The following is a 12592-nucleotide window of genomic DNA, read 5'->3' on the forward strand; positions in this document are numbered from 1 at the left end:
CGGGTCCGGCCGTGGAGGTCCGCGTTGGGTGACGGCGGCATCGGCGAGGGTGCCTCCGATGCGCTCGACGCCTTCGCTCAGGGCGTGGTGGACTTCGGCGAGCAGATGGACGTGTACATCGACGAGCTCAACGAATGGTTGCGCTCGTGGTTCCACTCGCCCATCGTGCTCCCGCGGCTGAGCTCGGTCTTCCGGTTGCTGATCGGTGACTACCCGGAGGCCGACGAGAACCTGTCGGCGGAGCTGGGTAAGGCGTGGGTGGCGGAGGCCGAACGCGCCGTCGAATTCCTCCGGGAAGCGCAGCAGGCCGCGGAGGACGTCACCGCCGGCTGGAACGGCGGCATCGCGGCACCCACGATGAAGATGGCCGTGATGAAGCTTTCCCAGGCCGCGAACGACTACGTCACCACGGCCGGCTCGTACGCGCAGGGAGCCTTCAAGTTCAACAACAGCGTGGTGCTGGCCAAGAGCGCTTTCCAGGCCAGCCTGCTGCTCCTGTGCTATGAGGCGATCCGGGCGGCGATCGCGGCGGTGCCGACCTGGGGTGCCTCCATGGCCACCGTGCCACCGGCGATCATCGTGGCGCGGAACGCGACCCGCGTGGCCGTCGAGAAGGCGTTGCAGCGCGTCGGCGCGATCTTCATCCAGCAGACCCTGCGGAAGCTGGGGATGCGCGCCGGGACCGCGGCGGCGAAGCTCGGCGGCCGGACGTTCGCCAGGTTGGGCACGACGGCGGCCGGTCGCGCGGCGACCAGGATCGGGCAGACCGCCGGCGGCAAAGCGCTCGGCAGGCAGCTCGCGCGCTCGGCCGCGCGCCAGCAGTCCGGTCGGATCATGCGCGAGATGGCGACGGACGCCGCCCGCGCCGGGACCACGCCGGCCCTGCGCAGGGCAGCGGCGAAGAGCGTCCGGAAGAACGCCGCCATGCGGCAGGCGGTCGAGAAGCAGATCGCGGCAAGGCTCGCGGGGCGACCTGTGCCGTTCGCGTCGGCGCTGAGCCGGGAGCAGGCGCGGCTGGTCGACGACGCCGTGCGCAGGACCTTCGAACGCGGGGTGGCCACCAGAACGGGCACCAAGGCGTTCACGACCGGCAACATCCTGGGGCAGCGGATGGTGGGCTACGGCCTGCAGAGCGCGCTCAAGTTCGGCATCGGCGCGGACGTGTTCGCCCAGGCCAAGACCGTGCTGGAGACCGACGGCCGGTACTCCTACGACCCGCGGTCCACCGCGGCGGCCTTCGTTGGCGCGAGCCTCGGCGGAGCCCCGCTGGGGCTGGCCAGCAAGACTTCGGGATTCGTGGCGCTCGGCGCGGCCGGCGGCGTGGCCGGGCTCGTCGGTGCCACGGCGGTGACCTCGCCGGGCGGCGCAGGCCGGCTCTTCGGAGGCGAGGGCATCACCGCGGAGAGCGTCGGGCAGGCGGCGCTGGGCGGCGCGGTCGGCGGGCTGTGGGAGCAGCACATCGGTGAGCGCAGCTTCCACGAGGTCACCGAGGCCTTCGACCTGATGTCGGTGATCAGCACCGGCCAAGCCCCGAACCTGACGAACTTCATCGCAGACCCGGCCACGGCCGCATCGCCCGCGGGCGGCCAGGCCCCGGCGCTCACGGGCGATGGTCCCGCCGCTGCTCCGACCGGGAACGGCTCGATGGGCGGCACTCATGCCACCGGCCCGGCGGCAGGTGCGGGAGGCGCCGGGTCCGGCGGTGGGTCGGGTTCCGGTGCGTCCAATGCGGGGCAGGGCCCCGGCGGGGCGCGCCCCGGTGGCGGAGCTGCGGGCGGCTCGGCGGGTTCGGGTGGCGGCTCGGGGAACGGAGGGTCGGGCACCTCCACGCCCGGCGCCGACGACGGAGCGGACGGCGAGAACGGCGGCGGCCGGGAGAACGGCGAGAAGCACGGGGAAACCGCACCGGAATCGGGAGAAAAGACCCCGGAGACCGGGACCACCGAGGCCGGGAGGCCGGGCCCCGGCAGCACCGAAGCGGGTGCGCCGGAGGCCGGGCGGACGGATTCGGGTGGGGCCGAGACCGGCCGCCCAAGCTCCGGGAACACGGCGGAAAGCCCGGAAGCGAGCCAGGACACCGAAACGCGTCCCACCAGCCCAGGAGAGCCCGGCGGCAGCACCACGACGCCGGAGGCGGCGAACCCGGCCGGTTCGCCGGATACCGGAAACCCCGCCGGGACGGCGGAGAGCGCGGGTCCGGCCGGATCGACCGAGACCGGGAACTTGCCGGGCAGCTCGGGCGAGGCAGAGGCTGGCACTCCGGCCGTCGAGACCGGTAGTTCGGCTGGGACGACGGCGAACGCGGGTCCGGCCGGTGCAACCGAGACCGGGAACTTGCCGGGCAGCTCGGGCGAGGCAGAGGCTGGTACTCCGGCCGCCGAGAGCTCTGGTTCTGCCGGGACGACGGAGAACGCTGATCCGGCCGGTGCAACGGAGGCCGGAAACCCCGCTGGCGCGTCGGAAACCACGAACACCTCCGGCACCGATACATCGGAGGCCGGTTCACCCGACACCTCGGCGCCTGGAAGCCCTGAGACGTCCACGTCCGAGGTCACGCAACCGGACAACGGCGCCCCGGCGGAGTCCGGACAACTGTCCACACCAGACGGTGCAAGCCCCGAAACCGCAGAGCAGAGCGGGAACACCGAATCCGGCGAGACCACAGCCCCGGAAACCGCCGCCCAGCCCGCGCCCGCGCTGCGCGAGCCCGGCCCGGTCCCGCAGGCGCAGCAGGTCCGCCTGGAACCGCCGGAGGCTCCGGCCGACCCGGTCCGCTCGCCGGAGCTCGCCCGCCAGGGGCCGACCGACCAGCTCACGAGCCTGGTCGAGCGCGGTCTCGGATCCTTCGACGAGAACACCGGGATCTTCACCGTCCACGCCCCGGGCGGCCAGGTGGTCCAGGTCGAGCTGGGCCTGGACGACGGCGTGCCCGCGGGCGCGTTCGACGTGCTGCCGGGGAGCTTCGAGCTGACCCCGGCCGGTTACGTCCAGACCGCGCCGGCCGAGATCCGGATCTCCACCACCACGACGTCGAACGCGGCCGAGGCGCTGGACCTCGGCGGGAAGCGCCTGCTGGAGTCGATGGCGCACCTGCTCGCCACCAGCCCGGTCCTCGCGCCCGGCGAGTTCGCAGCCGCGCACGGCCACGCCCCCGTCCGCGGCGACGCGACGACGGAGGGCGACATCTGGCAGGCAGCGCCCCGCACAGTGCAGGTCGAACCGGGGAACGCGGGCTCGCGCGAGGACGCGGAGCGGCTGCTCCAGGAGGAGATCGCCCGCCGCCAGTCCAGCACGACGCCTGCGACCGCGGAATCCGACGCCGTCGCGATAGCGGGCAAGCCCGACGGGACTCTGCTGGTGCACTACGGCGAATCCGGCACCGATGTGGCGGCCGACCTCGCGGTCGACCCGGGCCTGGCGCCGGGCGAGGTCCACGTGCGCGCCCCGGCCTGGCTCGACGACGGCACCGGCACCCTGCGCCAGGTGGACCTCGGCGAGGTGCGCGTTTCCGCCGCCGGGACACCGGATCAGATGCGTTCCCAGGTCGAGGCGGGGCTGCGCGCGATGCACGAGGGACTGCCGGGCCGCGGCGCCAACGCGGCAGGCCCGGGTGCGCCCAGCGCTCCGCCCAGCGTCCCGGGTGGCAAGCCATCGGAGGTCGCGCTCGCGCACGCCGCGCCGGTGGACCGGGAGCTGCCGGGCATGTCGGAGGCCGTGGCGTGGCTGGCACAGCACGGCGTCGACGGGCTGACCCCGGCCGAGCTGAACCACCTGCTGCTGGCCGCGTTCCCGGACCTGTTCAACGAGAACGGGCGGACGCTCGCGCTCGACGGCCAGCTGTTCTCCGTCGGGATCACCGTCGGCGAGGCCACCCAGGTGGGCACCGACGCAGAGCTCCTCAGGCGGCAGACCACGCTGCTGAGCCTGCCGGAGCTGGGCAACGCCGCCTCGGGCGGCCGGCAGATCGTGCTGTCCGGGAAGGTGCCGGTGAGCCTGGTGTCGGGCGAGACGCTCAACGCCGACCCGCAGGGCCGGTGGAGCACCACCAACTCGCACGGCGCCTCGGTGGCGCAGCTCGGCCACGTCTCGTCCTCGGACCAGTTCCGCGGTGACGTCCTCCAGTACGACCTGACGGACGTCAAGCTCTGGATCCGGGCCGAGGAAGGCGCCAGCACCGAGGTGGCCGCGGACCGCCCGGTGAAGGTGTGGCTGAACGCGGCCCACCAGCAGCCGCTCGGCGAAACCGTCGTCTTCGAAGGCGCGACGCGCGACGAGGCCGATCTGCTCCGCGCCGGTCGGCTTGCGGGCCTGGACGACACCAGCCGCGTGGTGGACGCCGTCCTGGCGCAACTCCCCGCCGACCTGCGCGACGACGGCTCGGTCCGCACGCAGGTGCTGTACCAGGTGCAGCGGCAGGAACGCATCGGAACCGCTTTGCGGCCGGGCGGTTTCAGCTTCGAGGTCGGCCTGCCCGGGGGAGCGTCGCACCAGGTGACGCTGCGATCCCAGGTGCGATGGGACACGGCCGCGCCGACGCACGCGGCCGGTGACCAGCTGGGCCACGGCCAGATCGGGGCCGCCTACCGCACCGCGGCCGATTCGACCGGGCTGACCAGGGGATTCCAGGTCGGGTCGTCGCTCGGCCCGAAGCTGGTCGCCGCCGTCCGGTACATGTTCGGGCGCAGCGCCTCCGCCGGCACGAACACCAGCACGGGGCACTTCATGACCATGGAGGACTTCGACTTCCGGCCCAAGCACACCTACCGGGTGCAGGTGACCACGGAGGTCGAGGTCGACCAGTCCTCCCGGCCGAGGATCGCGCAGGTCACGGGACGGGGTTGGGTGCAGCTGGCGGCGCAGGACGCGGCGCGCAACGGGCTGCCGGTCGGCCGCGAAGACCTGCGCTACGACGCCGGCGGCGCGATCGCGACCACGACCGTGCAGGAACTCGTGCGCGACGCGCGGGGAAGCGCGCAGACCACCGCCGACGGCCGACCGCTCACCACGACGCGCGAAGTGCCGGATGTCCACAAGGGACTGACGCGGCCGGATCGGCCGCACCGGCCCAACCCCGGCCAGCTGCAGAACAGCGGCCCCACCTTGCTCGACCGCGTGGTCCAGCTGACCGGCGTGCCGGAGGCACGGGAGTTCCTGCGCGCCGCGCTCGCCGACCGGTACGGCGACGTGGACGCGATCCTCGCCGAGTTCACCGAGGAGAAGGCGCAGACCTGGCTCGCCGAGGCGATGCAGGACGGCTTCCGCATCCCGGTCGAGACCCGCGGCCGGTCCGGGCAGGTGGAGCTGCGCTGGGTGAAGGTCGAGGCGCGGTGGGCGGCCGAACGCGCCGAGGAGATCGGCCGCGTCGGCCGGACGCAGCGGGTCAGCGCGCTGCTGACCAGCTCCTCGATCGGCACCAGCATGGAGTTCGCGCGCACCCGCCTCCGCGAAGCCAGCGCGCTGCTGGGCCGGATGATCTGGGGCCGCAGCCCCAGCAGCAGCGCGGCCGACTCGTTCAGCTACTCGCAGAACGCGGGTTCCCGGCTGGAGTACCGGGGCGGCAGCTCGCTGTGGCGGGTGCCGCTGACCCTCACCGTGAGCGTGGTCGACGCCACCGGCGCCCCGGTCCGCGACGCGGCGGGCGACCAGGTGCGCAAGGAGATCGCCGATCAGGTCCTGGACGTCTACACCCCGACGGACGTGCGCCCGGACGGCGCGCGCGAGGCCGGACCCACGGTGCGCATCCGGGACGAGGCGGAGTTCGAGGAGCTGTTCACCGGCATGCAGTCCCTGCTGCACCTCGACGCCCGCGGCCTGGACTCGGCGTTGCGCAGCCGGATGCCGACCACCGCGGCCTGGGTGGACACCAGCAACGCGACGGCGCTCGCGCACGCGGGCGAATGGCTCTCCGACGGCCAGCTGATCCGGACCCGCGACCCGCACGGGCAGGTGCGGGGCCGGGCGCTGATCACGGCCCGGCCCACCGGCCTGCGCGTCCTGAACCGGCTGGAAGGCGTCGGCACGGGCCCGCTGGCGCTCTCCCAGCCGGGGCACGACTTCCGCGCGGGCCGCGCGGACGGGACCACGGCCTCGGTCGCCGATCCGGGCGTGCTGGGGGGCATGGACTCGAACGCGGGCGGCTCCGGCGGCCGCGCCGACGGGACGACCGCCCAGCGCGGGCGCTCCGGCGGCGACGACGAGAACGCCATCACGCCCTACCTCGACGCGCTCACCTTCGAGGCCGACCTGGACATCTCGGTGGCGGCGGGCGAAGCTGCGGCGGCCCGGGTGCTGCCCGCCGCCATCGGCACCGAGACCGTGCCGGGCAGGTTCCAGTTCGTGCTGACCGCCCAGCAGGTGATGGAGTTCTACGCCATCGGGCTGGAACTCGTCGTGGACGCCGTCCCGGCCGCGATGGTCGACGAGATGCTGACGGCCTGGGAGAACGGCGACCTGCCGCTGGACCGCCGGGTCGCCGCCCGCGCCGTGCAGCGGCGGGCCGCCGAACTCGGGCGGGAAGGCGCGGACATCGACCGGCGGCTGGTGGATCGCGCGCTGGCGGAGTACCCGAACTCGCGGGCCGCCGCCGACACCAGCGACGCGGACGCCCTCGCCGAACTGGCGCGCCTGCTGCGCGACACCGACGAAGAAGTGGTGCTGGGCAACCGGTTCCGGCCGCCGGAGTACCACCGGGATCCGGAACGCCCGGTGACCGGCAGCGGCATCGGCCCCGGCCTGGTGAGCGGCTGGCGGTCGAGCGACGGGCGGCCGCTGCAGCACGCGCTGGACCTGCTGTCCGAGCTCGGCCAGGACGTGGCCGAGACGACCGGCCTGGAGGAGCGGCTGCGCGGCGCGCTGGCGCCCGGCGCGGCGCTGAACAACACGCAGCGGCAGGCGCTCGCCGACGGCGGCACCGACCTGTTCACCGGGCTGGTCCGCAAGAACGGCCGGTGGATGCGGCTTTCGCTGACCTACGAGGTGACCCCGACCGGCCCGGCCACCACCGTCGGCACCGAACCGGGCGCGGTCGCGGCGGTCGGCTACCGCCACCGGGCCAACGCCAGGATCACGCACAGCGCGACCGGAACCGCCGGTGTTTCCGGGGACCTCAGCGAGACGCAGGACTCGCCGATCGGCGACGTCGGCGAGACCGGGAGCGTCGGCGGCAGCGGCAGCCAGCGCACCAGCCTGTCCACCTCGCACGCCGAGGTCAACGAGCCCGGCGTGCTCGACGGGAGCGGCCTGGCCCGCTTCGAGCGACCCGCCGAGGGCCGGTTCACCGCGCGGTTGCAGGAGGTTCCGGTCGGCGTGCTCGGCACCGTGAAGAGCGCGGTGACCGGCGAACCGCAGGTGCACACGAGGACCTCGGACGGAACGCTGGTCTTCAAGTACGCGATGCACCGCGCCCAGCCGACGGCCTTCGGCCCGCACGAGCGCGCGGGCTTCCGCAGGCTGACGGGACTGCCCGCCGAGGCGGAGAGCCGCATCATCGAGTGGAGCCTCACCGACCTGCTCTCATCAGCCGAAACCGCCGTCCGCCAGGTGCTCCGCGCCGACTGGGCGCGGCCGCTGGGCCTGCGCAAGGCGCACAACGTCGTCCGCGGCGTGCAGCAGATGTTCACGCCGGGGCACGGCAAATCGCTCTGGGCGGACCTGTCCGACGGGCGGCCGAAGATCGTGGACGAGTTCGCGGTGTCGCCGCAGCACAGCGTCGCGGTCGGCGTGCAGCTGAGGAACTTCGACGTCGAGGTGCTGCACCGCTACGAACCCGGCGATCACGGGCCGTACACCCTGAAGCGGGCGCAGCGGAACCTCACGACGGGGCACGGGCAGAGCAGAACGGGATCGGCGGGGCTCTCCGGCTCGCTGCCGAGCAGCGAGAGCGACGTCGGACCCGGCGACCTGACCGCCGGTTGGGGCGTGCCGGGCGTGAACGCGAGCAGCACCGTCGACAGCTCCGCGAGCGCGCAGGTCGGCTCCTGGACGCAGCTGGAAGGCGAGAGCTTCGAGCCGCACGTGCTGGTCCGGCTGCGGACCCGCTTCTCGGTCACCGCCGCCGTGCAGGAGCTGACCGACACCGGGCTGCCGGGCGATCAGCTCCGCCGGGTCGAGGTCAACGCGGAACCGGTGGACGTGCTCGTCGACATCCCCGCGAAGCTGCTGCCCGAGCTGCAGCGCAGCCTCATGGAGCAGCGGGCGTGGGAGCTCACCCAGGAATCGCAGCTGCCGGAAGGCAAGCTCAAGGGCGTGCTGCGCGCGCTGGCCGGGCGGCAGCGGGCGGCCGAGCAGAACGCGTTCGACCTGGACTCCGCGATGCGGACGGCGGCGGAACTCCCGGGCCACGATCCGCAGCAGCCGCACCGATCCCTGGCCGCGCACGTGCGCGAACAGCATCCCGAGCTGGCCGGACCCGGCGCGAAGCTCCGGCTGGTCAGCGACGAGACGGCCGCCCTGGTGGCGCACCACCAGCGGATGGCCGAGGAGCTGCGCGAATTCCTCGACGAGATCGGCCGCGCCGCGCCGCACCCGGTGGTCGAGGACGGCGTGCGGCAACTGCGGGACGCGGTAGACGAGCTGGACCGGGCGGCGACGGCTGTGCCGCAGGCGCGGGAAGAACTTCCCGCAGCGGGCCGGGATCGCTTCGACGACGCGGTTCAGCGCTGGCACGACGCGTTCCACGAGGTGCGCGCCATGCTCGTCCAGGACCCCGGGAGCAGTGTCGATGCGATCGCGCGGGAACGGGCCTGGATGGCGCGCTTCGACGCCGACGCGTCGTCCCGGTACCGGCTGGTCGACGAGATCCTGGCGGCCGCGTCGGAGCTCACCGGGCAGCGCTGGGAGCTGCCGACCGGACTGGACCTGATGCCCCACGGGATGGGGCTGGACCCGGTCGAACTCGCACGCGGGCTGGCGGCTGAGCTGTCCTTCGACGAGCGGGCCGCGGTCGAGGTCGACCTGTCGGTCGCGGCACCGGACGGCTCGACCACCCGGTTCCGCATCACCGGCGACGGCCAGGTGGTGCAGCAGGGCACCCCGCCCCAACCACCGCAGACCCCGCCACCACCATCGGCGCCCCCGACGCCACCCCCACCGGCAGGCCCCCCGGCCCCGCCGAAGCCATCGGTGCCGCCCAAACCGCCGTTCCCCCCGAAGCCGCCGTTCCCACCGAAGCCTGCGGCTCCGCCCAAGCCTGCGGCCCCACCGAAACCGTCGGCTCCCCCGAAGCCGCCGTTCCCGCCGAAACCGGCGTTTTCGCCCAAGCCTGCGGCCCCACCGAGGCCGCCGGCTCCACCGAAGCCTGGGGTGCCACCCAAGCCTGCGGCTCCACCGAGGCCGGTGGCTCCGCCGAAGCCCGCGCATTCGCCAAGGCCTGCATACCCGCCGAGGCCCATGGTTCCGCCTAAGCCATCGGTGCCGCCGAAACCGGCGAATCCGCTGAAGCCTGCGGTGCCGCCGAAGCCATCGGCTCCGCCGAAGCCCGCAGCTCCGCCGAAGCCGGCGTTCGCCCCGAAATCCTTTACCCCGAAAAAGCCCGCCTCCACACCGAATTCCGCGTCCGAGCCGGTGCCTCCGGCTCCGCCGAGGCCGATGGCTCCGTCGACCACCGGTCGGCCGGGATCGAACGCGGAGTTCACAGTGGACGCCGACGGGGTCATGTCCTGGAAGTCGACGGTGCCGCGAACGCCCGGCGACCGGCCCGGCCCCCTGCACGGCGCGTTCGCCTACCATTCCGACCCCGAAGATCCGGCCGCCCACGCGCGCCCACCAGCGACGAAGGGAGAGCCCGAGCGATCGCCCGCAGAGCCGGTCCTCGCGGAAGCGGTGGCGGAGCTGATGAGCAGGCTGGGCGTCGAACGGCACCCGGACTCCTCGGACGTATGGGAGGCGCAGCTGCCCGGCGGGCGGCGGGTCGCGCTCCGGGTCGAGGACGGGAAGCTGGTGGCGGCGAGGTCACCCGAGTCGGCGGACTCGGTCCCGCTGCGCCGCATGCCGGACAGCCGTGCGCAGCTCGACCTCATGGCGGGCATGGCGCTGCGGCAGCTCAACGCCGCTGCGCCGACCCCCGAGAAGCCTGCCGATCAACAGTCCGCGGCGGACCGGGAGGCGGTGTTCCCGCCCAGGTCTGGCACCCGGCAGGTGTCGAATCCGGAGCTGGCGGGGGCGGTTCGGCGGGAGGCCATCGGGGCGGCCGAGGTCTTGTACGAGCGTGACATCTTGAACGCGGTCCCGCGCGACTTCGACGCGTTCGTGGCAAGGGAAGACCGACGAGCCGCGTCGCCGGTTCGCCCCGGCCACGCGGGCGAAGGTGCCCCGCAGAACGCCGAGGAGGACCGGCGTGACCGGTGAGTGGCCCGAACTGGCATGGGACCTCGTCCTCAAGGCCCACGAAGAACTCGCGGTGGTGGGCGAAGACCATCCGCAGGTGGAGGTGTTCTGGACCGGCGACGACCTGCCGCCGTACCACCGGGCGTCCCACGCCGCTGCCACGCTGCTCTACCGGGAGACGAGGTAACGCCGCCGGGGTCGGGGTGGTCCGCAATTTCCATTGAAATCGAAGGTTCAATTTCAATGGAAATTGCGGTTCGACCCCCGGTCTGGCGCCGCGGGTCGCAAAGCTGCACGTCGATCGGGTGTCGCATGCGCCGCAGGCGCACAACCCACCTACGACACCGGCACCGCCGCGGGTTCTCAGTCGTCGTCTGGCGAGGACAGCCCGATGCCGCGTATTGGTCATACATAAGTCGGGGCTCCCACAGTCCAGGCGGCATCTGAGGTTCCGCCACCCGCACCGCCACGCAGAACGAGTTTGGAAACAGGCTTTACTCGCGGATGGCGTCCAGGAGGTCGTCGAGGCTCAGCGTCCGCAGCTCGTCCCGGGAGGGGCGGCGGCCGAGGTTGCGCAGCCGCGTCGACTGCGACTTGCGCATCCGTTCCAGCAGCTTCCGCGCCTCGCGCGCGTTGCCGAAGTTCGCGTCCCGGTCGACCTGCGTGAACCACTCCAGCAGCGCCAGGTCCAGGTCGTCGCCGAGCAGGTAGTCATCGCCGCGCGCGAGGTGCCCGCTGATCGAGACCAGCTCCTCCGGCGTGTAGTTCTCGAACTCCAGGGTCTTGGCGAACCGGGACGCCAGGCCGGGGTTGGCGGCCAGGAACTCGCCCATCTCCGAGGTGTAGCCGGCGACGATCACGGCGACCTCGTCGCGGTGGTCCTCCATCAGCTTGACCAGCGTGTCGATCGCCTCCTGCCCGAAGTCGGCGCCGCCGCCGCTGGGCCGGGACAGGGTGTAGGCCTCGTCGATGAACAGCACGCCGCCGCGCGCGTCGTCGAACGCCGACGCGGCCTTCTCGGCCGTGTGCCCGATGTACTGCCCGACGAGATCGCGGCGGGAGACCTCCTTGAACCGCCCGTTGGGCAGGATTCCCAGCGCCTTCAACAGGTTCCCGTAGGTCCGCGCCACAGTGGTCTTGCCGGTGCCGGGCGCGCCGGTGAACACGAGGTGGTTGCTGACCGCGTTGACCGACAGGCCCTCGCTGCGCCGCCACTCGTTCACCTGGATCTCGTCGATCAGCGCCCGCACCTCGGACTTCACGCCGGTGAGGCCGATCATGCCGTCGAGTTCGGCGAGCAGCTCGTCGATCTTCTCCTGGTCCTGCTTGTTGCCGCTGGTCGCGGTGGCACCCACCGGCGGCTTCGACTCGGCGCCGCGCCGGACCTCGGTGCGCGCGCCTTCGTCGATCAGCACGCCGGGCGGCGCGGTGTTCTCCACCCGGCAGTCCTCGATCACGCCGCCGCAGCCGCGCCCGACCGAGATGCCCACGCCCTGGGTGTCGTGCACCCAGCATTCGACGATGTTCGGCGAGGTCTGGTCGGCCACCGCGATCCCGGCCTCGCCGGTCTGCGAGATGTCGCAGCGCTCGATGCTGGAGCCGCTCGCCTGGTACATGTAGACGCCGCGGAAGCCGGCGCCGCGCACGGTGCAGTGCCGCAGCGCGGCGCGCGCCCCGAGCCGCACGATCACGGCATCGTCGACGATGTCCTGGATCTCGCAGCTTTCCACCACGCCGTCGGCGTTTTCGACGATCAGCCCGCACTGCGAGTCGCTGATCCGGTTGCCGCGCAACGTCACGTCGGCGCCGTCGCCGATGCTGATCGCGGCGGAGTACCCGGCGGTGGCGGCGCAGTCGAAGATCTGCGCGCTGCCCCCGGAGATCCGGATCGCGGGCTGCACGTCGCCGAACACGGCGAGCCCGCTGAGCTCCACGGTGCCGTCGACGACCGAAACTGTCGGCTGGTCGCGGAACGGCGAGCGGATCGTGACGGTGCCGGGCTCACGGGCGGAGATCGTCACGCGCTGCCGGCGGATGTGCACCGGTTCTTCGTACTCGCCGGGCGCGATGGAGATGACCGCGCCGTCGTCGGCGGCCTCCAGGGCGTCGCGAATCGTCGGGAGCGCACCGCGCTGTTCGGGGGAGACCAAGAGGGTGCGTGCCATAACTCCGAGCAAATCTCGCCGGGAACCGTTGGGGGACAAAGTACCCCAGAACGGCTCTCCGGAAGTACTACTGTTCGTGGAACGACCTACCGGAAGGGCGGTTT

Annotated in this window: 3 protein-coding genes; 2 read left to right on the top strand and 1 reads right to left on the bottom strand. The window is 72.9% G+C overall.

The genetic code is table 11. From position 1 onward, the window contains the following. Positions 1-24 precede the first annotated feature (24 nt). Complete coding sequence (locus tag ACWEV3_RS08845) at positions 25-10344, top strand: WXG100-like domain-containing protein (RefSeq protein WP_452613316.1); 10320 nt, start codon at positions 25-27, stop codon at positions 10342-10344. Beyond that, positions 10334-10510: a hypothetical protein gene (locus tag ACWEV3_RS08850; RefSeq protein ID WP_452613317.1), complete on the top strand. Its 177-nt coding sequence runs from the start codon at positions 10334-10336 to the stop codon at positions 10508-10510. Before ACWEV3_RS08845 ends, ACWEV3_RS08850 begins: the two co-directional genes overlap by 11 nt. Positions 10511-10817: 307 nt before the next feature. Here ACWEV3_RS08850 and ACWEV3_RS08855 read toward each other — a convergent pair whose 3' ends face one another. Continuing rightward, the gene (locus tag ACWEV3_RS08855) at positions 10818-12488 is read right to left on the bottom strand and encodes a right-handed parallel beta-helix repeat-containing protein (RefSeq protein WP_452613318.1); all 1671 of its coding nucleotides are present in this window, start codon (positions 12486-12488) and stop codon (positions 10818-10820) included. Positions 12489-12592 lie beyond the last annotated feature (104 nt).

This window comes from Saccharopolyspora sp. NPDC003752, assembly GCF_053605825.1.